Source organism: Collinsella aerofaciens (assembly GCF_015555045.1).
GTDB classification, from domain to species: Bacteria; Actinomycetota; Coriobacteriia; order Coriobacteriales; family Coriobacteriaceae; genus Collinsella; species Collinsella aerofaciens_W.
Map to the genome: position 1 here is coordinate 106885 of NZ_JADNJQ010000001.1, position 25050 is coordinate 131934.

The 25050-nt window shown below is 60.4% G+C and carries 25 protein-coding genes; 14 read left to right on the top strand and 11 right to left on the bottom strand.

Annotation, left to right across the window (positions count from 1 at the left end; all coding sequences use genetic code 11):
- Positions 1-36: 36 nt before the first annotated feature.
- A complete protein-coding gene (locus I2E45_RS00655; protein WP_195443637.1) occupies positions 37-1323 on the bottom strand; it encodes an SEL1-like repeat protein in 1287 nt (428 codons plus the stop codon).
- Between the two features lie 85 nt (positions 1324-1408).
- Complete coding sequence (locus I2E45_RS00660; RefSeq protein WP_195443639.1) at positions 1409-2614, bottom strand: helix-turn-helix transcriptional regulator; 1206 nt, start codon at positions 2612-2614, stop codon at positions 1409-1411.
- 114 nt (positions 2615-2728) lie between these two features.
- Between I2E45_RS00660 and I2E45_RS00665 the strand changes: the two genes are divergently transcribed.
- From I2E45_RS00665 to I2E45_RS00675, 3 genes are all read left to right on the top strand, one after another.
- Positions 2729-2983, top strand: a complete 255-nt coding sequence (locus tag I2E45_RS00665; RefSeq protein WP_195443641.1) for a hypothetical protein — start codon at positions 2729-2731, stop codon at positions 2981-2983.
- 29 nt (positions 2984-3012) lie between these two features.
- Entirely contained in the window at positions 3013-3612 is a 600-nt protein-coding gene (locus I2E45_RS00670; protein ID WP_195443643.1) for a hypothetical protein, read from the top strand.
- A 217-nt stretch (positions 3613-3829) separates the two neighbouring features.
- Positions 3830-4546, top strand: a complete 717-nt coding sequence (locus I2E45_RS00675; RefSeq protein ID WP_324249322.1) for a DUF3800 domain-containing protein — start codon at positions 3830-3832, stop codon at positions 4544-4546.
- Positions 4547-5499: 953 nt separating this feature from the next.
- Here I2E45_RS00675 and I2E45_RS00680 read toward each other — a convergent pair.
- Positions 5500-5913: a helix-turn-helix domain-containing protein gene (locus tag I2E45_RS00680; protein ID WP_022349661.1), complete on the bottom strand. Its 414-nt coding sequence runs from the start codon at positions 5911-5913 to the stop codon at positions 5500-5502.
- A gap of 140 nt (positions 5914-6053) precedes the next feature.
- On the opposite strand from I2E45_RS00680, the gene I2E45_RS00685 reads away from it, so the two are divergent.
- From I2E45_RS00685 to I2E45_RS00695, 3 genes are read left to right on the top strand one after another with little or no spacing between them, the layout of a single operon-like run.
- Positions 6054-6257: a hypothetical protein gene (locus I2E45_RS00685; RefSeq protein ID WP_006681531.1), complete on the top strand. Its 204-nt coding sequence runs from the start codon at positions 6054-6056 to the stop codon at positions 6255-6257.
- A 1-nt stretch (position 6258) separates the two neighbouring features.
- Positions 6259-7329: a site-specific integrase gene (locus I2E45_RS00690; RefSeq protein WP_195443645.1), complete on the top strand. Its 1071-nt coding sequence runs from the start codon at positions 6259-6261 to the stop codon at positions 7327-7329.
- A 5-nt stretch (positions 7330-7334) separates the two neighbouring features.
- Positions 7335-7760, top strand: a complete 426-nt coding sequence (locus I2E45_RS00695) for a plasmid mobilization protein (protein WP_195443647.1) — start codon at positions 7335-7337, stop codon at positions 7758-7760.
- Positions 7761-7763: 3 nt separating this feature from the next.
- On the opposite strand, the gene I2E45_RS00700 is transcribed toward I2E45_RS00695, so the two are convergent.
- The 4 genes from I2E45_RS00700 to I2E45_RS00715 are packed head-to-tail and all read right to left on the bottom strand — an operon-like array spanning position 7764 to position 14362.
- The gene (locus I2E45_RS00700) at positions 7764-9467 is read right to left on the bottom strand and encodes a DUF262 domain-containing protein (RefSeq protein ID WP_195443650.1); all 1704 of its coding nucleotides are present in this window, start codon (positions 9465-9467) and stop codon (positions 7764-7766) included.
- A gap of 51 nt (positions 9468-9518) precedes the next feature.
- On the bottom strand, positions 9519-10646 hold the full coding sequence (locus I2E45_RS00705; protein ID WP_195443653.1) for a DUF4238 domain-containing protein: 1128 nt from the start codon (positions 10644-10646) through the stop codon (positions 9519-9521).
- Between the two features lies 1 nt (position 10647).
- Positions 10648-13710 (bottom strand): type III restriction-modification system endonuclease, encoded by a 3063-nt coding sequence (locus tag I2E45_RS00710; RefSeq protein ID WP_032746259.1) that lies wholly within the window; start codon positions 13708-13710, stop codon positions 10648-10650.
- Between the two features lies 1 nt (position 13711).
- Positions 13712-14362, bottom strand: a complete 651-nt coding sequence (locus I2E45_RS00715) for a hypothetical protein (protein WP_199408098.1) — start codon at positions 14360-14362, stop codon at positions 13712-13714.
- 675 nt (positions 14363-15037) lie between these two features.
- Between I2E45_RS00715 and tet(W) the strand changes: the two genes are divergently transcribed.
- Positions 15038-16957: a tetracycline resistance ribosomal protection protein Tet(W) gene (gene tet(W) / locus I2E45_RS00720; RefSeq protein ID WP_195443658.1), complete on the top strand. Its 1920-nt coding sequence runs from the start codon at positions 15038-15040 to the stop codon at positions 16955-16957.
- Positions 16958-17007: 50 nt separating this feature from the next.
- Positions 17008-17238: a hypothetical protein gene (locus I2E45_RS00725; protein WP_425292712.1), complete on the top strand. Its 231-nt coding sequence runs from the start codon at positions 17008-17010 to the stop codon at positions 17236-17238.
- Here I2E45_RS00725 and I2E45_RS00730 read toward each other — a convergent pair.
- The 3 genes from I2E45_RS00730 to I2E45_RS00740 form a co-directional block, all read right to left on the bottom strand.
- Complete coding sequence (locus I2E45_RS00730) at positions 17211-18089, bottom strand: phospholipase D-like domain-containing protein (protein WP_035010864.1); 879 nt, start codon at positions 18087-18089, stop codon at positions 17211-17213. The genes I2E45_RS00725 and I2E45_RS00730 overlap by 28 nt on opposite strands.
- A gap of 4 nt (positions 18090-18093) precedes the next feature.
- A complete protein-coding gene (locus I2E45_RS00735) occupies positions 18094-18306 on the bottom strand; it encodes a YlcI/YnfO family protein (protein WP_227561562.1) in 213 nt (70 codons plus the stop codon).
- Positions 18307-18474: 168 nt separating this feature from the next.
- Positions 18475-18750 (bottom strand): hypothetical protein, encoded by a 276-nt coding sequence (locus I2E45_RS00740; protein ID WP_154313562.1) that lies wholly within the window; start codon positions 18748-18750, stop codon positions 18475-18477.
- A 546-nt stretch (positions 18751-19296) separates the two neighbouring features.
- Here I2E45_RS00740 and I2E45_RS00745 point away from each other — a divergent pair.
- The 6 genes from I2E45_RS00745 to I2E45_RS00770 all read left to right on the top strand — a co-directional run bounded on the left by I2E45_RS00745 (position 19297) and on the right by I2E45_RS00770 (position 24048).
- Complete coding sequence (locus I2E45_RS00745) at positions 19297-19668, top strand: YraN family protein (RefSeq protein ID WP_195443661.1); 372 nt, start codon at positions 19297-19299, stop codon at positions 19666-19668.
- Between the two features lie 205 nt (positions 19669-19873).
- Entirely contained in the window at positions 19874-20638 is a 765-nt protein-coding gene (locus tag I2E45_RS00750) for a ParA family protein (protein ID WP_033499416.1), read from the top strand.
- On the top strand, positions 20625-21581 hold the full coding sequence (locus I2E45_RS00755; RefSeq protein ID WP_195443665.1) for a ParB/RepB/Spo0J family partition protein: 957 nt from the start codon (positions 20625-20627) through the stop codon (positions 21579-21581). Before I2E45_RS00750 ends, I2E45_RS00755 begins: the two co-directional genes overlap by 14 nt.
- A gap of 210 nt (positions 21582-21791) precedes the next feature.
- Complete coding sequence (locus tag I2E45_RS00760; RefSeq protein ID WP_138111680.1) at positions 21792-22238, top strand: CopG family transcriptional regulator; 447 nt, start codon at positions 21792-21794, stop codon at positions 22236-22238.
- On the top strand, positions 22226-23497 hold the full coding sequence (locus tag I2E45_RS00765; RefSeq protein WP_138111682.1) for a relaxase/mobilization nuclease domain-containing protein: 1272 nt from the start codon (positions 22226-22228) through the stop codon (positions 23495-23497). The genes I2E45_RS00760 and I2E45_RS00765 overlap by 13 nt, the downstream gene beginning before the upstream one ends.
- Positions 23494-24048: a hypothetical protein gene (locus tag I2E45_RS00770; RefSeq protein ID WP_073293304.1), complete on the top strand. Its 555-nt coding sequence runs from the start codon at positions 23494-23496 to the stop codon at positions 24046-24048. Before I2E45_RS00765 ends, I2E45_RS00770 begins: the two co-directional genes overlap by 4 nt.
- 205 nt (positions 24049-24253) lie before the next feature.
- On the opposite strand, the gene I2E45_RS00775 is transcribed toward I2E45_RS00770, so the two are convergent.
- Entirely contained in the window at positions 24254-24985 is a 732-nt protein-coding gene (locus I2E45_RS00775; protein ID WP_195443668.1) for a class B sortase, read from the bottom strand.
- Between the last annotated feature and the right edge of the window lie 65 nt (positions 24986-25050).

Sequence of the window (25050 nt, forward strand, 5' to 3'; positions counted from 1 at the left end):
ACAACGCAGCAATTGGTGGTTGTCTTGCCAGAATGTTTACCCCATAAAGCGAATCGGTTCGTTCCTCGTCACCCGATAAAACGTAAACCCTTCTTCATTCTGGTAAGTCTCAATTGTGGAGTTGGTACCTCTTAGGCTTCGATTTAAATCCTCAATCAAAGAACGCCCTTTGTCTGGCGATGCCCCGTCAACCAGTCCGTTTGCGTAAAGACTTGCGAGATTCGCATAATCCTGCGCTTGCATGATGGGAGAATTTGACTCAGGGGTTATCCTCTGAGTAGGAGAGGCTTCGTAGAGCGTGGCTGCTTTTGCGTAGTTTCGGGGAATCCATCTGCCGTAGAAATGCTCCCTCGCCAAACATAAATTCATAGATTGGCATTCCATGTCGGAAAGGATACGCTCTCCCTTGCTGGGCGAGGCGTTTGCAATCAACCCACGCAGGTGCAACCCTGCATATTGGATCTTCTCATCCCGGAGTAAGTTTTCTATGCCACGAATTTCGAAATAATATGCCGCTTTGCTGTAGTCGATTGGCGTTATGTCGTCTCCAAAATAGTATGCATAAGCAAGATTCGATGCGGCCGGCGTATACCCCTCGCTAACCAGAGCCTCATTGAATTTATGCCAGAGAAGAAGCGACGAATGCCTGTCCTCGGGAAATCGAGATAGCCATTTCTTAAATACCGCTCCATAAGATGCAAGAGGATCGGAGGAAGAAGCGATATCGTGTGCTTCCATTTTCGCCTGACGCTCCAAATCTCTCATCAGACTAAAATGCTCATCAAATTCCTCCCTGTTCGCATCCTTCGTTTCTTGGATAATCTTGAGAGACGCCGCAGAAAAGTCCTCGTATCGCTCCCTGCTTAGCATCCCATCTGCGCTTTCCACAAAGCGCTCTATACGGTCAAGAGCCTCATACGACCACGGCTTTACATATTCCCATGGCTCGTTTGTCGATTCATGCGAATCGTAGTTCTTGTCATTAACTATATCGACAAAAAGTTTGTATTGCGCATCGGGAAGCCAAATCTCTAAGGGATGAATATACAATACAATCGTCCGCAGGGCGGTCAAATCCCAACTGCTCATATCGACATTCTCAAGCCCAATATGCTCAATTTGCCTGATAACGGCTTCATAGCTCACCTTGTGGCGAGACTCTTTGCCTTTCCTCCTGCACGCTTCCTCCAGAATGCGCTCGACTTCTTTTATCCAGCTCTCCCTGTCTGGACATCTTTCCTCGACCAGCAGCCCTAGATATCTCTGGATTACTCTCGTCGCAGTTTTCTTTACGTTATGAATTACCTGGCTACTGTCGTTCATTTTCGTTCCTGTTCTTTGACTTTAATATCGAGAAGCCTTTATCTATTCAACATACGACTTCTCCAACCTTCAGAGAAAAGAAATGTCACAATCCTGTGACATGCTTATCAACCGTTGTTCGGGCAGCGACATCGTTGCGGACTGCAGTGAGCTTATCTAGATAGAGTTTAGTTGCTGCACGATAATCTTCGACTAGCAACGCTAAAGTTGCCTGATTACAATTGTGCAATCCATTGAAACGACGCGCCCAAGTTAGTTCTCTAGGGCAGAACAAGGATACTTTCGGCGACATACCGAACAGCCATCTGAAAAATGTCGGAGAGAGCTGCACTCTTATGCAAACATATCCGACGGCGGCCTCTTCGTCGATGTGCTCGAACTTGATGTCATTGCCGAATGCATCATAGACGTATTTCGCGTGTGAGCCCTCTACGCGAAGGAAGAGTGTTCTGCATACGCCGTCACCATACATGTCGAACTTCTCGGAGACGTCCCTTATAACCGAATGGGACAGTTCTTGTATTCGCGGTGCGTATCTCGTCTTTCTTCCGATCTCCACATCTTTCATCCGGTCGAGACGCCTGTACCACGCTTCGCCACCAGGAGAGGCTTCCGTGGGAACGCAGGTCTCGAGATAGTAGTGCCCGAAGCTGTAGATGAGGGCGATGGGCGTCTCTTCCTTTTCCTCTGATTCGTATATCGATCCGTTCATGAGATGGCTTACGTATCTGAAAGTGACCGTCTTGCCCTCGTTGATTGCCTTGGACGCGGCGTTTGCCGCTCGGAAGACATCTACGTAATCGCTGGTCTGCCGTTCATCGACGTAGACAGTCCCGACGACTTCGTCCTGTTTCCTTTCGGGCATCGTTCCGACAATCTTGCCGCTCAGCGTCTCACGCTGGTCAGGACTCAGGTACTTGCAGGTCTTCACCAAGTTGACGAGTACTGCTGCCTCGTCAGGAGTCACGAACCTCTGGACGCAGCGGAAGCCCTTCTTGTCGCCTTTGGAAGCCGCTTTTATCTCCATCCCGAAGGGAGGATTGTCGGAAAGTGCCCTCAGGTCATCCAGCACCGTGTTCTCGGAAGGAGCGCTTCCGCTGAGCAATCCGATTATTCGAGCGATTTCCTTCGCAGTGAGCCCCTCCTCATCGTCGGAGAAGACCCTGAGTATCTCCAATACCGCGAGCAGCCTCTCCCGAGTTGGAAGCGGTCTTCCGTCTTTCAGAGGGCTTTTGCCGACATGCGGCGGAAGCAGCTGTTCGATTTCCTCGCTAGAGATGGTTCTTGACATGTCCCCTCCAATCTAAATGACCTTAATTATTTTAGGTCTTCAAAAGAGTTCTGATGAGCAGGATCGAGACGATTCGCCAATAATCAATTCATCCCACAGTGATAGGAGGAAGAAATGGCAACCATCGACTCACCTGTAAGGCCCATCACTCCAAGCGAACCCAAATTCGGCGAAAAAGTCATCGAGCTCGGCAACAGAGCACTCGATTTCATGGAGAAACACCCAGCTGTGCCCGTTATAGCCGTTGCACTGGGCGTCTTCGGTTCCATGGGAAGAACCGCGATAAAGGCAGGTTGGACGCCCGAACAAATCGTGGGACTCGGCAAGGCGTTCCCAGTCCAGATTTCCATCCCAACCCTCAGCCTCTAAGACAGACCGCGATCCCGAAAGGACAGGCCATGAGCGGAACGATACACATTTCCTTTCCCAAACCGGGCACCGTACTCACCTACGCTGACGCTTTCAAAGCGTACCGTGAGCTTGAGGGCTACATGCTCTCGCGCGTCTACATCTCCTCTTTCCAAGGCAATGTCGGGGTCTACGACCTCATAACGCACCTAGAGGATCTGGCATCGAAGCACGGAGTCGACGACGGAAGAAAGCTCAGCAGCCTGCGCGAGCTGATGCATCTGTTCGTCTCCGAGCGCACCGCTCTGGCCAACGGCGTCAACGGCGCGCGCTTTTACCTACATGGGAACGCGAAAGCGCTGGCAAAGCACGACGAGACGCACCTGTTCGAGATTGGCATCGACGGCGAGAGGCTGTGCCGGGAACTCGATGAGTTCATCGAGCTCCTTGGCGAAGAGTCTGCAGACACCGACGAGTATGCCGACACCTATTCGCCCTATCCACCGAAAAGAATGGCCACGAGGAAGACAAACAACGGGTTCCCGAAATGGCTTACAGTCAGCATCTGCGCTCTCATGGCCTGCTTCGGCCTGTCGGTACTTGCCCATGTCATCATCCAATTTGGAATTCTCTCAAGATGGCTTGTGTGACGTCCATGTCATACAGCGAAGTCCTTAGGATACAAGCCGAATTATCCAGACATTCATTCTTATACGCTTGGAGCCAACGCGCACTTGCAATCACGCTGACTTCGCAGGGAATCGCAGGCGAGTGCCCCGAATGAGAAACGAGAGGAGTGTTCTTCTATTGCCAAAAACAGCATTCGATGGTATAAAGTAGGTGGTTCTCCGATAGGAGGGCTTCCAAGTGCCGGGGACGTTTTCCCCGGCTTTCTTTGTTTTAGGGGGCGAATTGCGCGAGCTCAGCCTGTTCATAGACGAATCCGGGAGCGACAACCTGAGGGACAGGTATTATCTCCTCACGCTCGTGCTCCACGAGCAGGACGAGGACGTGTCCGAGAGCATTCGCCTGTACGAGCGTTCGCTCGCCGAGAAGGGTCTGCCCGACATCCCGTTCCATGCCTCCCCGCTGCTGAACGGCCATGACAGCTACGAGAACATGGACCCTGCCGACAGGAAGCGTCTCCTCTCGTCGTTCAGAGTCTTCTTCCGCCACATGCCGGTACGCTACACGTGCATCACGCTCAAGACGAAGGAGCACGGCGACCTCGACGGAGTCACGGCCGCGATGCGCAAGCGCCTCGTCGACTTCCTGTTCGACAAGCTGACGTACTTCCAGGATTTCGATGTCGTCAAGATCTATTACGACGACGGGCAGAAGTCGGTCGCGCAGGCGATCCACAAGGCCGTCGATTACGCCCTCTCGAAAGACGCGATGGTCTACAGGCTGGCCTCTTCCTCGGACTACAGGCTCAGCCAGATCGCGGACTACATCTGCACGATGGAACTGACCGCCCTCAAGTACGCCGACAAAGCGTCCACCGCTACCGATGAGAAGTTCTTTGGCTCGTGGTCCCAGTTCAGGAAGGGCATCCTCAAGGAAGTGCGGGCGAAGAGAATCTAATCGCGCGGCGGCTGATTGGATTTCAGAACGTTATCGGCAAACCGCTTGTGACAATTGTCCAGGAACGGCAAACGGCGATTCGAGGATAGTTTAAGCAGCTGATTCGCATGAATCGGTCAGTTTCCAAGCCACCCGTAACGATTCCCAAGTGCGAATCGGGGAGTCGTAGCGCGCATAATGTCTAGTATCGGGACATTATGCAACTATTCCCCGCCCTCCCGAATCAACCCTTGATTCGGGATTGATTCGGACGATATGACACAAGGTAGCACCTTATGGACGATAAGACACGCAAAAGCACGTCGTGCACGTGCGCAACTATCGAGTGGGAGTAGGCTGATAGGGTTCTGACCTGCATTTTTGAGTGCCGCACTGTGCCGCTGAGTTTCGTTTCGTACGAGAGTCATGGCAAAGCCGCCAGCGATGTTGGTGAGTAAATACGATAACCGAGCCTCCGTTCCCGCGTTGGGACGGAGGCTTTTTCTTTGTCGTTTTACTCCCTTTCACCTGCGATTTCGCAATTTACTCCCCCGTGTTTCAAGACGGCAAGGCACGGTGCGGCATTCGGAGGAACGGGAGTAAGGATTCATCCCAAGTGAGTAGACGCGCGATTTTTGTCTCCGAGAGCCAAACGGGGCCGTTTCGGGGCCTGTGAAACTCAAATCGAACTCAATAGGCTTTTCGGCGGTCTTCTCACAGCGTTTTCCCAGGTGGTTAATGGGGAGTAAAGAATCTCGCCGCCTCAATGAAAACGGGAGTAACCAGGGGAAATGCCGCGGCGTACTGCCGCGTGCCGCCGTGTAAGCCACCGCGTCATTTACTCCCCAGGTGCGCCGGAAATGCCTTGGCATGCAATGGGGAGTAAAAACTCAGCTTACGCAGGCCCGAGCGGCGCTCGCCGCCTGGTCCACCGTCCTGATTCGGTTGCGTTGATCGCGAAATGCGGAGAGCCGCTACAGCGAGGCTTTCCAGTCCTCGTATTCGTCGGCGTCGATCTTGCCGTTTTCGAGCTGCGCGCGCTTCTCTGCCCACAGTTCGATCGCCATCGCGGCTTTGGGCGCGTGCGGCGCCTTGGGGTTCAGGGAGAGGCCCGTGCCGTCGGCTGCGGGCACGATGCCGAAGGAGTCCTCGAGCCGCACGAGCAGCGACATGAGGTCGCCCGCAGTCTCGACGCCGTAATCCTTGAGGGCGTTGACGGACACGCCGAGCGCCGCGGAGATGGACTCGAGCAGCTCGGGCTTCACGGCGCGGATGCCGCTCTCGTAGTGGCGCACGGCCCCCTCGGTCAGGCCGACCGCCTCGGCGAGCTGCGCCTGCGTCATGCCGCGCGACTTGCGGTACCGCCTTATGTTCTCGCCTACGGACATGAGCCCTCCTCCTGGAATTACGTACCAGCACATCTTATCAGCGTACGCAAATGTACGCAATTCTATTGACAGTACAGATATGTACGTTTACTCTGAATCTGTGAACCGTACGTATCCGTACGCCATTGATTGGAGGAGCCATGGACGAGAAGGTGGCGAAGACGCCGAGGCCGCACATGCTGGACGCCGACGAGGTCGCGGAGCTGCTGAGGATCAAGAAAGGCAGCGCCTACGAGGTGATCAGGAAGATAAACGCCGAGCAGGAGGCGCGCGGGCGCGTGGTCATCCGCGGGCGCGTTCGAAGCGACGTCTTCGACGCCCTGTACTTCCCGGAGGTGGACTGACATGCCCGTGTACAAGGACGACGGCAACGGCACGTTCTACGTGCAGTGCTACTACCGCGACGCCCGCGGCTCGAAGCGCCACAAGACGAAGCGCGGCTTCTCCTCCGAGGTGGAGGCCGCAGTGTGGGAGAGCCAGTTCAAGAGCCTTAACGGCGGGGCCATGGACATGACGTTCTCCGAGTTCGTCGAGGTGTACGCCTCCGAGGTGAAGCCGCGCATACGCGAGCACACGTGGATCACCAAGGAGTACATCATCAACGACAAGCTCGTGCCGTTCTTCGGGGACATGCGCATGTGCGACGTGAGGCCGATCGACGTCATCAGGTGGCAAAACGAGCTCACCGAGCACCGGGACGCCGACGGGAAGCCCTGGGCACCGACGTACCTGCGCACAGTGAACAACCAGCTCAACGCCATCTTCAACCACGCCGAGCGCTACTACGGCCTCAGCGACAACCCGGTGCGCAGGGTCGACAAGATAGGCTCGAAGAAGGGCGGCGAGATGCAGTTCTGGACCAAGGACGAGTACCTGAGGTTCAGCGAGGCCGTCATGGACAAGCCTCTCTCATTCCACGCCTTCGAGCTGCTTTACTGGACGGGCATACGCTGCGGCGAGCTCCTGGCGCTCACGCCGTCCGACTTCATGCTGGAGAGCTCGCGGCTGCGCATCAACAAGTCGTACCAGAGCCTCAACGGCGTTGACACCGTGACCGACCCCAAGACGCCCAAGTCCGTGCGCACGATCGTCATGCCCGCCTTCCTGCGCGACGAGATGGCGGACTTCATCGAGATGCGCGACGACGTCGCCCCCGACGAGCGCCTGTTCGCCGTGACCAAGCACTTCCTGGCCCACGAGATGGAGCGCGGGTGCAAGGCGTCGGGCGTGAAGCGCATCCGCGTGCACGACATACGCCACAGCCATGTGAGCCTGCTGATAGAGATGGGCTTCTCCGCGCTGGCCATCGCCGAGCGCATGGGCCACGAGGCGGTGGACATCACCTACCGCTACGCGCACCTGTTCCCCACGAAGCAGGACGAGATGGCCGCCGCGCTCGACGGGGCGAGGGGGTAAGAAGGATGCCGTGCGAGAACAGCGCCCGCAAGCGCAGCAAGACGATGGCGTTCCGCTGCACGCCCGAGGAGCGCAAGCTCATATGCGAGATGGCAGCCTGGAGCGGCATGAGCAGGCAGGACTACATCATCGCCAAGCTCACCGATACCCAGGTCGAGGTGAGGCCCTCCGTGAGCGTGCAGAAGGCACTGAGGGACTCGATGGCGGAATTGGCCAAGGAGGTGCGGCTGGCGGCCTCCTACGGCGAGCTGAGCGAGTCCCTGCAGCAGAGGGTTGAGCTCGTTATGGGGTTCTTCCTGGCGCTCGGCGAGCCTGTTGACGCGCCGACGGAAGAGACATCGCCACGAACTACGTTTTTGGAAGAGCCGGTTCCATCCGTCATCGATGCGGGTTCCGACACCGCAAGCATCTTCGAGATGGGACGCAGGTAGGGCCTAGCGCCAGACCTCCAACGCCTTGTCCGCAAGCCATTCGGCGCGATCGGCGATATCGCCCTCGTTCCAAGACTCCTTCTCTAGGGCGCCGGCCATGGTCGCAAGGCCGGCGGCGCAGAGGGCCAAGCCGTCCTTGTATCCCTTTCCCTGCTTCTTGGTGGTCCAATCGGCATCGCGGATGGAGGCGTTGAGCGAATGCGTGATGATGGCGAGGTTGCCGAGCGTGAGGAGCTTCCGGTCCCTTCGCGTTGCGGCTTCGTCGTCGAGGGCTCCCCATTTGTTGCGCCACTTCTTGGGCATCATGTGCTCGAGGGTGTACTGGTTGAACCCGAGCAGGGCCGTGCTGCTCATGCCCGGACGAATGGCGCTTTCCAGCAGATAGAGGACGCCCTTGGACTGGAGGTTGTACAGACACGATTCCTCGAATGCCGCTCGAACCTCGGCGTCGCCGGGCATGTACGTCGTCGCCTCGTCATTGGCTTCGAGAGCCTTCCTCAGCGCCTCCGCGTCCTTCACCTCGTTCAGGATCAGCGAGGTGAACAGCCTGTTGTAGTTCTTCGTGGTCGCCTGAACCAGCATTCGGCGGACGATGTAGCTCTCAAGCAGGGCGTAGATCTTAGATTCCTCGCTCGAAGACTCCGCGTTCTTTCGAACGTAGAGCACGTACGGGATGAGCGTCGAGTTCTTGAGGCCGAATATCAGCACGTTCAGGCGCTCGACGCCGGAAGCGGAGGGGATGTCCGCGTCGCAGTAGCCAGGGTCGAACGTGGACTCGAACGCCTCGGCATACGCCTTCATGTTGTCGAGAATCTCGACCTTGTCGCCGTTGCAGTACCTGCCGATGAAATCCTTGTAGGACTGGAAGAGGTTCGAAGTACGCGAATAGAAGAGCTTGTCCTCGGTCGTGACGCCACGCCTCTTGTCCTGGACCAGAATCTGGAGGAACGCGTCGAAGAAGAGGTCGACGAGCGTGCGCTTGATGCGCCCGGTAACGATCTCCTGCTCCCAATACTCCCTCTTCTCAGCCGTGGGCTCGAAGACGTCTTCCCAGCACTCCTTGAACGCCTGCTCGTTCTCGCGGTTGAAGAAGTAGTTCTTGAGGAGCTCCGCCGTCGTCAGGCGCACCCCGAGCGAGTTGATGGTGTCGAATATCTGCTGCTCGTCCTCGCCCTCGGTAAGGTCGATGCAGACGAACTGGACGTTCGACTTGATCGTGTTCCTGTCGACCTTCTCCGGGTCGATATTCTTGAGGAAGTAGTTGTAGGCAAGGACGATGGCCGAGGAGCCCTCGAGGGGTTCGCAGCCCGTGGCGCTGACGACCTTTTCGAAATCCTGCCGGTCGTACTTGCCGTGCCGCAAGGCGACATCGCCGGTCTCCAGGACGAAATCTCGCTCAAACAAATTGTTGGTGCCGTTTTTTGCACAGAGTGCCTTGAAGAAGATGACCATGGTCGTGAGTCGCTGCTGGCCGTCGATGACGGTGCGAACCTCGGAGACCTCGGACCAGGTGTTGCCGGAGGAGGCCTGCTTCAGGATGATGGAGCCCAGGAAATAGGGCCGCTTCGAGGCCGTGACGAACTCCATGTCGCCGAGGAAACGCTCCCATTGCTCTTCTCCCCAGACGTACGCCCTTTGGTAAAAAGGTATTTCGAGCAGGCGCGATCCGTTGAACACGCCGCTTATCGTTGCTTTTCCTGCATCCATCCTTAAAGCCCTATCTATCCTTTGCGGTTATTGCTGGCGGGGTCAATTTTATCAATACGCTGCTTGACCCTTTAATGTTCCCGGTCCTTGCCGTCTTCTCCCCAGAAGGTGCTCGAAGATGATGCGCAGGTCCTCGTCATCAAGGCAGCCGCCCTCGAGGCAGCCACGGTCGATGGTATCGATCATCGTCTGCCCCTTCTTCTTCGAGCGGTCGTAGATCACTGTGTCGAGGGATAGCTCCCTGCCGTCGCGCGTGAACATCTCGTGCATGAATTCGGCACTGTTCGCTTGACTCCAATCGCGTACCGCGTGCTCGAGCGGGCCGCTTCCCCTCGATATGGCGACATCCCAATGCTCGCAGTTAAGCAGAAGAAGTCGGTTCATGAACTCGACGCCCGAAAAACCGAGTCTCGCAAACGGCAGAAATAGAGGGTCATCTGAAAAGACCGCAGCATACTCACTGCTCAACGGCATATACGCGAGATGAAAATCGTACGAGTCGTTCTCGGGCCCGATGATGAACATAGGCATCGACGTCGTAACGAACCCTGAGCCGACGGGTGCCCTAAGGATGGAGAAGCTCTTCTCAAAAAAAGCCTTTCGAATACGGTTAACTGGCACAATATCATCGTTGGAGAAGAGCATGGTTGCGGCGGCGGCAAGCTCGACCACCGCTTGGGAATCCCCGCGCCAATCCGACCAATCGAGCAAGCCGAGCTCATAGGGTGTCAGATGAACGTTTCTGAGCAGCTCTTCGGCAGTCTCGCGTGACCATTTCTTGTCGACGCGCATACTGATAGGGTGCCGGACGATGATATTTGCTGCCAGCTCGCAAACGGCGGCTTTCCCATCAGAATACCCTTCGTCTTCGCACCGGTCTTCTTTCTGGCGTTCCAAAAAGCGATCGTAAAGCGGCGCGATGCGGCTCTCGAGCTCAGATAGCTTAACCTCGATGAGGTTCTGCGCATAGAATCTGTCTGTCGCATCGCCTGTCGCATCGGCATGCTCGACCTCATAAAGATCGCGCATGCTGCAAAGGTTCTCGCAATTCGTGCGGAAGAAGGAGCCCTTCTGTCTGCTGTAGGCATGAAGCTGCCCGGAGGAATCCGCGAAATGGCGCAGGTAGAACCGCGGCACCCAGTGCTGCTTTCGCGTCATCTTTCCGGGCAGCTTCGACATCCTAAGCCTTCACCGCCTCGTATTGGTAGGTCGTGCGCACGTTGTAATGGAAGTCGTTTCCGAGGTCCAGCGCCTCGAAGTGCTTCTTGGCGCAGCCGATCTTGATCTTCTCCGCGTCGCGCAGGGCGGGCTCGCCGTTCTTGCCGCCCTTGGTCTCGGTCACGAAGTACACGCGGCGCTCGCCGTCGGCCTCCTCGACGTACGCCCAGTCGGGGTTGTAACTGCCGAGCGGCGTGTCGATCTTGAACGCCGAGGGCAATTTCGCGAACACGAGAACCTCCTCCTGCTTGTCTAGAGCCTCGGCAAAGGAGCGCTCGACCCCCGCCGAGTCGTAGACCACGTAGTTGTACAGGCTCTTGCTCGTCATGTCCGGCTTCCACGCGTTCTGCCCAAGGTAGGCCGTGTAGTCGTCAAGCTCGAGGTCGCGCATGGTGTACCACTCGTCCTCGGGAAGGCGCACGTACTTGATGCCCTGGGCGATGAGGTCGTTCTTCACGCGGTTGATCTTGTCGCCGACCTGCGCGAGGAAGGTCGCGGGGTCGATCTCGAACTCGTCGAGGCGGCTGCAGCCCTCGAGGATCGCCTTGATGGTGCCGCGGGTGAGCCCGACGGCGTCCTGCAGCTCTGCGATCGGGTCGGGAAGGTCGTATTTCACCTTTCCCGAAACGGACACCACGGAGGTGCCCGTGCCCTCGGCGCTCACGCCCGCGTCGTCGATGCCCAGCGAGGCACGCTCGCTCGTCACCTGGGGCGGGCGCACGGCGAGCATGCCGTCGACAGCTTCGATGGCATGCTCGATGAGCTTGCCGGAGTCGACCTCGACCTGGAAGCGCGTGCGCTGGCGGATGCGGTCCCACAGGGCCTGGAACGCAGGGTCGAGCGTGACGTCCTTCTGCAGCTCGACCGAGACCTCCTTGGCCTTGTCACGGATCTGGACCCTCTGGGACTTGTGGATGATGATCGCCTCGACCTGCTCCTTGGCAGGCTCGAGCTCGGCGGGGAGCTCGACCTTGCCCTCCTCGGCGGCCGCCTTCAGCTCGGGCGTCACCGCGCCCTTGCCGTCGACCATGCCGGTCGCGACGAGGTGGTCGTAGACCTGCTTGGACTTCTCGTAGCCCAGGCGCTCCTCGACGCCATCATCGCCCTTGACCGTGACCTTCGTGAAGCTCTCCGGAGTGATGACGCCGAACTTGAAGTCCTCAGCCTCAAGCTCCTTCTGCAGGCCGTTGGCGAAGTCGTCGTAGCTCTCGTTCGCGATGACGGTGAGCACGTTCGCCTCTGGGTCGTACAGGCGCTCGCCATCCTGGTTCACGCACAGGCGCAGACCGCGGCCGATCTTCTGGCGCTTGGTCAGGTTGTCCTTTGTCTCGACGAGCGTGCAGATCTGGAACACGTTGGGGTTGTCCCAGCCCTCCTTGAGCGCGGAGTGGCTGAAGACGAAAGAGACGTCCTTGTCCGCGTCCTTGCCGTCCGGGAAGGAGATGAGCGTCTCCTTCTTCTGCATGATGAGCTCGAAGGCCCCGGCGTCGTCGGCGGTGCCGGCGGCTCCCTTGGAGTCCTTGAACTTGCCCTTCTTGTCCTTGGCGAAGTATCCCTGGTGCACGGCGTGGGGGTCGCGCACCAGCGGGGCGCCGACGGCTTCGTAGCACTCGAGCCACGTGCCCTTGCCGATCCCCGCCGCCTTTGCGATGCGACGAGGCGCCTTCGAGTTCAGGGCACCTGCGTACTCCTCCTCAAACATCAGGGCGTACAGGCCGCCGTGGACTTCGGGCTCGTAGACGCGGTATCGGTCGACGCGGTCGATGAAGAAGAGCGAGAGCACCTTCACGCCGCGCGGCCACAGCTCGAACTGGCGGGCCAGGTGGTCCTCGATGGTGCGGCGGATCTGCGCGCGCTTGACGACCTCCTCGTTGACGTCGCCCAGCGCCTCGCCGAGCTCGAGCACCTCGCCGTTCTGGAACTCTATGAACTCGTCGCCCACTGCGGCGCCGATGTTGTTGACCACCCAGCCGCTCTCGTAGTCGCTGTTCTCGCCGCTCTTCTGGTAGAGGTCGTTGCCGGTCTTCACCGTGACGGCCTTGCGCTTCTGCGTGCCGTCGGCCTGGCGCACGTCGATGGACACCTTGGCGGAGAACGGGTCGGACTTGACGGACTCGAGCCTCACGTACGCGCCGTTGAGGTTCGCCTCGGCCTTGATCGAGTCCACGCAGATGCCCTTCACCAGGTGGCGCTCGAAGGCGTCGACCGGCGTGAGGCGGTAGATCATGTTGTAGGCCTGCTTGTGCGTGGCCGAGTAGCGCAGCACGAACAGCGGGTTCAGGCTCTTGATGGCGGCCTTGGCCTGCTTGGTGTTGTCGACGCTCTGGGGCTCGTCGATGATGACGACGGGCTTGCAGGCGCTCACGAGCTCGCGAGGGCTGAAGCCGCCGGTGAGCTTCTCGCTGGGACGGTGGAAGAGGTTGCCCTCCTTCGCGGTGCCATCCTTCTCGAGGCCCTTGTTGAACGCGTCGATGTTGATGACCATGACCTGGATGGAGCTCGACGTGGCGAAGTTACCCACCGGCCCCATGTCCTTCGAGTCGTACACGAAGTAGTCGAGCGGCGTGCGGTCGTAGAGCGTCTCGAAGTGCCTGCGGGTGGTCTGGAGGCTCTTGAGGACGCCCTCGCGGATGGCCACGCTCGGCACGACGATAACGAACTTGGTGATGCCGTAGCGGCGGTTTAGCTCGTAGATGGAGCGGATGTAGACGTAGGTCTTGCCGGTGCCGGTCTCCATCTCGACGGTGAAGTCTCGCAGGCGCCCATCGGTGAGGACGTCGGTTGCCGGGAGGCAGCCCTCCTCCTGCACGGCGTGCAGGTTGTCGAGGAGCTGGCCCGGCGCCACGCGAAGCTCGTTGCCGTGGCCGACCATGAGCTCGCCGATTGCCGTCTGGCCTTTGCGGCCGGAATCGGCGGAGAATACGCTGCCAATAAATTGTTGTCCGCGGAACAGGTCGCAGGTTGCTTCGATGGCCTCCAGCTGGTGCTGCTGGTCGGATGAGAACTTGAACTCGAGCGCCGCCATGCTAGACCGTCCTCAATTCGATCTCACAGCCCATGCGCTCGCCGGCGTGCTTGAAGATCTGCACGGCGTTGAGCTTGAGGGTGTCGTCGAGGACGGAATCGAGGATGAGAACGCGCCTGGGCTCCATGTCGGCGATGGCCTCGAGCGCCTCAATGGTGAGGCCTCGGGACATGCAGCAGACGAGCTCGTCGCAAGCGACGGACCAGATGGGATAGCCCGCGGCTTCAGACTTCTCGACGGGCAGCGTGAGCTCGAGGCCCCATTTGAGCATCATCTCGAAGACGATATCCATATCGGAGCGATCGGGCTTGACCACGTCGAAGAGGAGCTGACCGGGCTCGGGCTTCTCAATGCCGGACTCATCGAGCTCGAACACACGGAAGCCGATGTCGGGAAGCTGCTTGGGTCCCTCGCCAAGCTTGAGTTGACGGTTGGATTCCTCGAGCTCGGTTTTGATTTTGTCGCCTGCGCGGCGAATGCGTCCTTCGCCTATGTCGCAGAGAGTCTCATACCCGTCCTTGTAGGCGTCGCGTTTCGGGTCACAAGGCTCTGGAAGCTGGACAAGGATAAACTGATAGCGATCATCTTTTCCGAGCTCCTGCAGGAACATGGCATGGGCGGTCGATGCTGAGCCTGAGAAAAAATCAAGCACAATATCACCCGTGCTTAAATGCTCATGTACGGTAAGGAAGCAAGCAACCGAAAACAAGAGATAGACCGCCAGCACTACACTATTCCGAACCAAAGACCAAAAGATAAGCATTGTGGGAAAATCTAAACTTTTGGATTTTCCTACAATGCCAACTACGGCGGAATCCCTCCCACTCCTTATATCTTTCTGTATACATTGAATTTGTATTTAGTAAAATGCAGACAACACCACGGATCGGCTTTTGGTTGGACAATTCCAACCAAACACCACAGCAGACAGCAGAAAACATTCTGAACGCTAGGAAGCCGGTATGATTGTTACATATAAGGGGAAGAAAAATTTCTTTTAGGTACTTGCTTTCCTAAAACTGATGTGATACAATGATTTAAACCAGAAAAGGAGTAAAAAATATGCGGCAAGGTAATCTTAAATAAAACTATAATCAAATAGTGGGAACAAAGGATTATGATAGCTACTTTTGTAGGGGCTTAGTTTTTTGTACCCAATTTAAGAATACTTTTGCCTTATCAATTTTGACATATCCCCAAAAACAGCAATCACAAACAGGTGTATGCTGTATATGTGTATGTCAGCAACTTATAATCCCCAGTGGTAAAAGTATTTTACTGCTGGGGATTTTTATGCCCTTTGGGGCTGTAAAGGGAGGACAATCACATGAAAATAATCAATATTGGAATTCTTGCCCATGTAGACGCTGGAAAGACGACCTTGACGGAGAGCCTGCTATATGCCAGCGGAGCCATTTCAGAACCGGGGAGCGTCGAAAAAGGGACAACGAGGACGGACACCATGTTTTTGGAGCGGCAGCGTGGGATTACCATTCAAGCGGCAGTCACTTCCTTCCAGTGGCACAGATGTAAAGTTAACATTGTGGATACGCCCGGCCACATGGATTTTTTGGCGGAGGTGTACCGCTCTTTGGCTGTTTTAGATGGGGCCATCTTGGTGATCTCCGCTAAAGATGGCGTGCAGGCCCAGACCCGTATTCTGTTCCATGCCCTGCGGAAAATGAACATTCCCACCGTTATCTTTATCAACAAGATCGACCAGGCTGGCGTTGATTTGCAGAGCGTGGTTCAGTCTGTTCGGGATAAGCTCTCCGCCGATATTATCATCAAGCAGACGGTGTCGCTGTCCCCGGAAATAGTCCTGGAGGAAAATACCGACATAGAAGCATGGGATGCGGTCATCGAAAATAACGATGAATTATTGGAAAAGTATATCGCAGGAGAACCAATCAGCCGGGAAAAACTTGCGCGGGAGGAACAGCAGCGGGTTCAAGACGCCTCCCTGTTCCCAGTCTATCATGGCAGCGCCAAAAATGGCCTTGGCATTCAACCGTTGATGGATGCGGTGACAGGGCTGTTCCAACCGATTGGGGAACAGGGGGGCGCCGCCCTATGCGGCAGCGTTTTCAAGGTTGAGTACACCGATTGCGGCCAGCGGCGTGTCTATCTACGGTTATACAGCGGAACGCTGCGCCTGCGGGATACGGTGGCCCTGGCCGGGAGAGAAAAGCTGAAAATCACAGAGATGCGTATTCCATCCAAAGGGGAAATTGTTCGGACAGACACCGCTTATCAGGGTGAAATTGTTATCCTTCCCAGCGACAGCGTGAGGTTAAACGATGTATTAGGGGACCAAACCCGGCTCCCTCGTAAAAGGTGGCGCGAGGACCCCCTCCCCATGCTGCGGACGGCGATTGCGCCGAAAACGGCAGCGCAAAGAGAACGGCTGCTGGACGCTCTTACGCAACTTGCGGATACTGACCCGCTTTTGCGTTTCGAAGTGGATTCCATCACCCATGAGATCATTCTTTCTTTTTTGGGCCGGGTGCAGTTGGAGGTTGTTTCCGCTTTGCTGTCGGAAAAATACAAGCTTGAAACAGTGGTAAAGGAACCCTCCATCATTTATATGGAGCGGCCGCTCAAAGCAGCCAGCCACACCATCCATATCGAGGTGCCGCCCAACCCGTTTTGGGCATCCATAGGACTGTCTGTTACACCACTCTCGCTTGGCTCCGGTGTACAATACGAGAGCCGGGTTTCGCTGGGATACTTGAACCAGAGTTTTCAAAACGCTGTCAGGGATGGTATCCGTTACGGGCTGGAGCAGGGCTTGTTCGGCTGGAACGTAACGGACTGTAAGATTTGCTTTGAATACGGGCTTTATTACAGTCCGGTCAGCACGCCGGCGGACTTCCGCTCATTGGCCCCGATTGTATTGGAACAGGCATTGAAGGAATCGGGGACGCAGCTGCTGGAACCTTATCTCTCCTTCATCCTCTATGCGCCCCAGGAATACCTTTCCAGGGCTTATCATGATGCACCGAAATACTGTGCCACCATCGAAACGGCCCAGGTAAAAAAGGATGAAGTTGTCTTTACTGGCGAGATTCCCGCCCGCTGTATACAGGCATACCGTACTGATCTGGCCTTTTACACCAACGGGCGGAGCGTATGCCTTACAGAGCTGAAAGGATATCAGGCCGCTGTCGGTCAGCCGGTCATCCAGCCCCGCCGTCCAAACAGCCGCCTGGACAAGGTGCGCCATATGTTTCAGAAGGTAATGTAAAGATACATAATCGTCAAGACGGCAACAATCAGAAGTTATGGAGGGTAACAATGGAATATAGTAAGGAAGATTTAATGGAAGCAAAAAAGCAAATTTGGGGAGTGGGAGAGAACATGGGAACAGAGGAAAGTAAAAAAATCTGGGAGGAGAACGCACAATTTTGGGATAATGCAATGGGTGACGAATCTAATGAATTTCACAGAGAGGTAGTGCGTCCCAAAGTAACGGAACTTCTATCTCCTAATCCTGCGGATTACATTTTGACGGCGAGCGCCTCGTAGGTCTTGCCCAGGCCCACCGAGTCGGCGATGATGCAGCCCTTGTACTTCTCCAGCTTGCGGATGGCGCCCACGACGGCGTCCTTCTGGAAGTCGTAGAGCTTGCTCCAGACCACGGACTCCTCGAACTTGAGGCCGGGGCGGATGCCGTTGTCCTCGTCGTCCTCCATGAAGTCGCGGAACAGGTGGTACAGGGTCAGGAAATAGATGAACTCGGGCGGGTTCTCGCGGTAGAGCGTCTCGACCTGGGCGGCCACCTGCGCGGTGACCTCCTCGACCATGGCAGGGTTGTCCCAGACCGACTCGAACATCATCTTGAGGCCGACGGCCTCGGTCGCGTTCTCGAAATGGCTCACGCAGGTCACGGTTCCCGGACGGCGCTCGTAGCCGAGGCCCTCCTGCGTGAAGTTCGCGGCGGCGCCCATGAAGGCGTGGTCGTCGCCGGATGGGTTCTCCACCACGTAGGTGCCGCCCGGCTGAATGGCGCCGGACGTCTTGGCGGACTTGAAGACGCCCTTCTCGCGGATCCACTCGGCGCATTCGCGGGCGAGCGCGCGTTGGTTTAGGTTGTTGCGCAGCGTGAGCTCGAGCCCCGAGCCGCCGACGCCGACCTCGCGCGCGCGGCGGGCTACCTCGAACTCGCGCGGCTCCTTCGAGTCGGCCATGCGCTTGATGAAGGTGGGCTCGCTGAACAGGAAGCGCACCTCGTCGACCTTGGAGAGCTCCTCTTTGAGCTCCCCGTAGGCGAACACGGTGAAATACGAGCTGATTATCGACAACTTCGCGCCGTCGTCGATGGATTCGCCGAGGGCGTCTCCCAGGCGCTCCGCGCCGACGTTGCTTAGCGACTTCACGCCTCTATGCCCCCTTTTTCGCGAGCTCTTCGATCATGCAGGTGCGCACGAAGGCGGAGAAGCTCATGCCCCGCAGGGCCGCCTCCTCCTTCGCCGCGTCGCGCAGGGTGTCGGGGATGCGCAGGGTCACGGAGACCTGGTCGCCGTCCACCAGGAAGCTTCTGATCTCGGTCTCGTCGGGATTGCTCTTGATGAGCTCCTTGTAGCTGTCGGGCATCTGCGCTCCCATCGCTCGAAATGCAATACAAATGCGTTTGCAGCATTATAACGCGACGGCACGCGGCGGCACTGGGAATGCGAGGACAGCCGATGTCCAGGCTTTATATGAGCGCGGACGGCGATGGACGCCCTGATCGGGCTTGGATGGCCGCTTTCGTTCGGGTCCTCATCTCTCGTTTTCGCGAGGTTTGGCGTTTGCCCATTCCTCGGCGTAGAGAACCTCGTTCTGAGCCTCCAAGATTCGCGCGGCGTCGCCGATGCGCTCGGCGCACCTCTCACTTATCGACTTCAGGGCCAGAATCCCCTCGACGTCGAGCGGGTCCAGCTGGTCGGCATGCGCCAGGGACTCGAGCAGCTGGTCCAGGCCCCTCGCCAGCCTCCCGGCATCCGCCACCGCGTCGAGCAGTTCGAGGCGCTCCACCTTCTCTTCGTAGCCCAACATCAGCTCGTCTCCTTCTCTCAACGGACGTGTCGCGCAGCACCGTAGCCGTTCCGCGCAACGAAAGCCTCACCGCCAGCGATCTTGTGCGCACATCGGCCGCAAGCGGCACGGGAAAGCCGTCCGTCCCGACTCATGCCGCGGCGCCGCGACTCGGGAACCCGCCTCCGTCCCCGCCACGACGTCGTCGTCAATCCCCGCGGGAGCCCAGCAACCGCCGATGGGCCGCATCCCATGCCCGGAGGGTCTCGGCGCCCACGCCGGATTCCATGCCGCACGCCTGCGCCCCTTTGATCCGAATACCCGCCCCGGCGCTCCTTGGACGCGCAGGGTCGCACGCCGGCAGGCGGCCAGCAAGGGCCGCGACACTTTTTCGGGTTCTTCGCCCCATGCGCTCCGCGCGCGAACAACGCGAAAAACTGCCGTCGGGAGACTTCTATTTCCATGCCCGACTTCGCTTCCTCCCTTGCAGGCACGCCCGCGCTGCATGCGACTCACGCGGCGCAAGGCACGCCACAGGGGCGGGCCTCAGAGTCTAAGGAGCAAGACATGAACGACATGAAGGAAAAGGCGATGGGCGCGGTCAAGGCCTTCCTCGAGCGCAAGGGCTACGAGATCGTCGACGAGGCCTGGCAGGGACCCGAGGGCATCGGCGGGATCGACCTCGTGGCGGTGGACGAGGACGGGACCCTGGTCTTCGTCGACGCCACGGTCCGGATCGGGACGGACGGCTTCCCCGAGGCCCACAGGGCGCGCGGGCTGCGCGAGGCGCTGGCGGCGAGGTGGCTCGCCGGCAACGGCGACGACTACGCCGACACCCCGGTCCGCTTCGACGAGGTGGCGATGGTGGTCGTCAAGGAGAACCGCGCACTCCTTCGCCACCACATCAACTGCTTCGGCGAGATGGAGCCGCTCTCCTAGGCGGCGCGCCCGGCCCTGGGCTCCCGGGGCCGGGCTTTCCCCCGAAACCGGCCCCTGTACCACGAAAACGTACATATACGTACGTTTTCGTGGTACACTCCGCTTGTCGGACAAATCCGTACGGTTTTGTCCCGACGCTCCGAGACTCGGGGCGCGCCGGACCGGATGCGGCGAGGCGCGCCCCACGCTAGAGAGGACGCGACCCATGCGCACGATAGCCATTTCCAACTACAAGGGCGGCGTCGGCAAGACGACGACCGCCGTCAACCTGGCGGCCATCTTCGCCGCCAGGGGCCTTCGGACCCTGCTCGTCGACCTCGACCCGCAGGCGTCTGCCACCGACTTCTTCGGCCTCTACGACCGCGCCGCCTCCGAGCGCCGCACCTCGGTCGAGCTGCTCTACGGCGGCGCGCCCGTGGAAGAGGTCGCTTACGCCGCCGGGGAGGGCCTCGACGTGGTGGCCTCGACCATCGACCTCGTCGACCAGAACGAGATGCTCCTGCGCGAGCAGCGCCTCAAGTTCGCCCTCGACGACGCCTCGGGCTCCTACGACGTCTGCCTCATCGACTGCAGCCCCGTGATGCGCAGGCTCGCCTTCAACGCCTACCTCGCCGCAACGGAGGGCGGCATGGTCGTCATCCCCGTGAAGCTCGACTCCACCGTGATGCGCGGCACGGCGCTCACCGTGGAGGCGACGCGCTCCATCGCGGACGCTCTGCGCATGCCCACGCCCAGATGGAAGATACTGCGCACCTGCGTGCCCGGCCGCATGACCAACGCCGAGGCCACGGGCGCGGCCGTGCTCGACGGGTTCTTCCCGGGCGAGCAGTTCGAGACGGTCATCCACGCGAGCAGCAAGGTCTGCGAGGGCAGCTGGCAATGGAAGCCGGTGGCGGCCTTCGAGCCAGGGAGCCGCCCCGCACGCGACTACGAAGCTCTCGCCGACGAGGTGTCCCGTGAGCTCGCCTAGCCAGGTGGCCGCGGGCTTCACCATCACGGGGCTTCTCGACGGCGCGTCGCGCACCCGCGGGCGCTACCCGGTGTCCGAGATAGCGGTGGCCGACATCGCCGACCACCCGGCGAACGCCGCCTACTCCATGGACCCAACGGGGATAGCCGAGCTCGCCGAGTCCATACGCGAGGACGGCCTCACCGACCTGCCGCTCGTGCGCAAGGTCGGCGACGGCTCGTGGCAGATGGTCTCCGGGCACCGGCGCAAGGCCGCCTACGCGCTGCTCGCCAAGGACGACCCCGCCTACGAGAAGATGCCCTGCCGCGTGATAGAGGGCATCGACGACGAGCGGGCGGTGACGCTGCTCCACGCCGCGAACTACTTCACCCGCGCGCTCACCGTGACCGAGCGCGCCGCAGCGACCGAGGCGCTCAGAGGCGACGCCGTGCGCCTGCGCTCCGAGGACCCGTCACTTTCCGGCATGCGCGTCGACGACGTGAAGGCCGCCATCATTGAGCGACAGACGGGCCGCAAGGTCTCCGGCAAGACCATCGCGCGCGAGGAGAGGCTGGCCCGCCGTATCGCCGAGGACCTCTCGCCCGAGTGGGCCGCCGAGGCCGACCGCGGCAACCTCAGCGCCGAGGCGGTGCGCTCGCTCGCGGGCATGCCGAAGGAGCGCCAAGCGGAGATGCACGCCGCCATGGAGCCCTGGCGGCGCACCAAGCGGGAGCTCTCCGACTACGTGAGGAGCGAGAGCAAAACGCAGGCCGGCCCCGACGGGCGCATCGCGAAGGCCGCGAGGCTCGTCGCCGACTTCCTGGAGAGCCCGCCCGATAACCCGAGCGCGGCCGACCTCACACTGCTGCGCGAGATGGCGCTCATGACCGCCCCGTACGCGGATGCGGGCAGCGATGTCCGAAAGCGCCGCAGAAGGGCTTCAGGTTCGAAATCCAGCAAGTAGCCTATGGCGTCCGACATCGCGTCGGGCGTCCATAGCACTTGGGGACCGGGCGGCCTCGGACCCGTCATGCCGCGGGCCGTTCGGGAGCCCGCTTTCGCGAGGCCCGGTCCCAGAGGCGGCGCCCGAGCCGGGCCGCCGCCTGCGGGGGATCCCCCGCGCCCCTAGAGAGACGCGCCCGCCGCGCGGCGGGCCCGAGGAAAGGAATCCGCCATGGAAGAGGAAGCCGGCGCCGCCAAGAGCAAGGAGCGCCGCGTCACGTTCCGCATGGAGGGAGGCGACTACGGCGCGCTCTGCGAGCGGTGCGAGCGCGCCGGCCTCAGCAAGTCGGAGTACCTGCGCTACCTCGTGCGCATACCGCTGTCGACGGAGGCCAACGCGGGAGACGAGCACCGCATACTCGTGGACCGCAGGGCCCTGTGGGCGATGTCGCGAGAGCTCACGAAGTGGGGCTACCACTACAACCAGGCCGTGCACGCGATGAACCTCATCAACTTCCACGCCCGCCACGGGCACGTCGACCGGGACCTCGTCGCGGATAGCATCCCGACGATCGAGCGCGAGCTCGCCGACGTGAACGCCGCGGCCCGAGAGATGGCGGCGGAGCTCGGTCGCATCGGCGCCGACTCGCTCGTGGAGGGCTCGCCATGCCGATCCTGAAGCCGATAAGCGGCCACGGCTCGACGGGCGGCATCCGCCGCTACCTCGAGAAGGGAGGCCGCGCCCTGGCGCGCGACCTGTTCAACCTGAGCTACGACGAGCGCGACGCCGGCGCGCTGGGGGAAGACGCCAAGGAGGCCTGCGCCTGGGACGCCGAGATGGACGCCACGCGCGCCGCGTTCGGCACGGACGCACCCTGGAGGGGCAAGCCCGCGCGCACGTTCAAGCACTTCGTGCTCTCGCCGGACCCCGGCGACGACATCGACCTGGTGACGCTGCGCGAGCTCGCGTGCTCGTGGGCGCTCAGGCACTTCGACGACCACGAGATCGCCATCGTCTACCACGACGACAACGCCCGCGGCATACCGCACGCGCACATCGTCGTGAACAACGCCAACCTCCGCACCGGCTACCGCATGCAGACCCAGCACCCCGAGGACCTCAACCGAGACCTGCAGGACATGGCGCGCGAGCGCGGGCTGTCGGGGCTCTCCAACGACCGGGCGCCCGAATCTCCGTCGAAGGCGCGCGGGCGGGCAGGTGCGGGCGGGCCCAGGAGCCGCAGGAGCGTCTACCTGGGCCGGGCCGAGAAGGAGATCATGCGCTCGGGCGGCTACTCGTGGGTCGGCGACATCCGCGCCCGCGTCGCGCTCGCCAAGACCACGGCGCGCGACGAGGCGGAGTTCTTCGGCATCCTCGACGCCCTGGGCGTGCACGTCGCCGACAACTCGGCCAAGGCGCGGCGGGACGACTGGGTGTTCAGCCTGGCGGAGGAACCGTCCAAGAAGGTAACCGGCGAGCGCCTGGGGTTCGTCTACGGCAAGGAGATGCTGCGCCGGCGCTTCGAGCGCGAAGGCGCCTACCGCCCCACGGACGCGAGCGCCGCGCGGATCCGCGAGGCCGCCGAGCGAGCCCTCGAGCTCAACGACCTCTCGGAGCTGAGCAGGCTCTCCTCGGCGCTCGAGACGTGCGCGAAGTTCGACGTCGAGTCCATCGAGGAGTTCGGGCTCAGGATGGCGACGCTCGAGCGGCGCGGCCAGGCGGGCGGCGAGGGATACCGTCGCCTCGAGGCCGCCCGCGCCTACATGGCCGAGAACGGGCTCATGCCGCTCAAGACCCGCTACGGGGACGGTGAAGGGCGCGACGATGCCAGCGGCAATTCGCGCCAGTGCCACCGAGCGGACGAGCAACAGCGCATCCTCGCCGCCGAGCGGCAGCGGGCCCAGCAGGACCAGCGCAGGGAGAGGGGCCGGAGATGATGGTGAGGATAGAGTACGAGGGCGGCAGGACGACGCTGTTCGACACGCTCTCGTTCACGGAGGGGTCGCCGTTCTCCGGCGCGAACATGCTCACGGAGTTCGAGCTCGAGATGCGGGAGGAGCCCGAGAAGGGGCTCTGGCTCACGGCGAACTGGCACCAGGTGCGCGACGACTGGCGCGCCGACGCGCCCGCGGACGGGATACCGGCCGCGCGCAGGTCCCGTGGCTGGCGCTTCATGCTGGCCTCGGAGGCCGAGCTGGGGCGAGCCCGCCGCGTCCTGCTCGACGGCGACGAGGCGTTCGCCCGGGTGCGGGGCTTCCTGTGCGACGCGGCCGCGATCGGCGCCTGCTACCGCGAGCACGTGGGCCCTCCCTCAAAACCGCTGAAATCGCAGATAAGGGACCTGCAGCGCGCTCTGGGGAGGGCAGAGGTCCCGGGCGTGCCCGACGAGCTGGCGAGGCTGCTCGCGCAAGAGAAGGAGGAGGGCGCCGACGAGGGCGCCCGCAAGGTCAAGGAAGATTGGGGTGACGTCGATGAAGAGGCTTGGTAGGTTCCTCATGGCGGCGCTTAAGGTCACGCTGGGCTTTTTCGTCTGGCTGTTCCGTGCCGTGTTCAAGTGGGTGATGTGAGAAGAGGCGGGCAATTGCCCGCCTCTTTCCGTTGTGCGATTTCGATTTCCCACGGCTAGTCCCGGTCGTCGTCGCCGGCTGCGCAGCAGGCGTAGGCCGTGAGCGTGAGGAGCCCCATGAGGAGCCCTATTCCGAAGGGCGCGAATCCCATCCTTCCACCTCCTTCGCGTAGACGACGGTGCGCGAGTTGCTCGTCTGGTAGCTGCACGTCACGAAGGCCCAGGCCTGCGCGACGTCCGAAGGCTCTTCCAGGACGACCTCGCACCGGGACAATTTGTCCCCGAGGTAGGCGGCGAGCTCCGCCGCGTCGGCGAAGTCGGTCCGCTTGCCCTCCGAGCTCGCGTCGACCACGTCGGCCGCGAAGACCTTGAGCTCGATCGCCTTCTCGCGGGTGTAGACCCGGATGGTGCGGTGCCCCTCGGCGAAGTCGCGCGACGAGTACTGCGCGAGCGGCGCGAACATGGTGCCGTCGGACATGTGGTGCCCGTAGACGATGACGAGCGGGCTCTCGGCACCCTGCGCGCACCCGGCATCTATGTAGGGAGCGCCCCACGCGGATCTTTCGCCGCCGGCGTCGTGCGTGAGGTAGAAGTCGGGCGATTCGGGCCGGCCCTGGACGATCGGGTAGTCGACGGTCGTGCCCGGCACGCGCACCCAAGCGACGACGGAGGCGGGAAGGGCGTCCCAGTCGATGCCGCCTCCCGTCTCTTGAGCCTCCATTGTCGCGTCCTCTTCCGCAGTAGGCACCTCGTGCACCTCGTAAGGGTTCCTCTCGGACAGCGGCAGGACGGCGAGCGCCCCCATCGCCAGCAACGCCACGGCAATGGCGAGCGCCGTGGCGGCTTTCCCTTTGTTCATGTCCTCCCCCGTTCGCAGGGGAGGCCCCGGGCGAGCGCCCAGGGCCTCCGGTTCGGTATCGATGC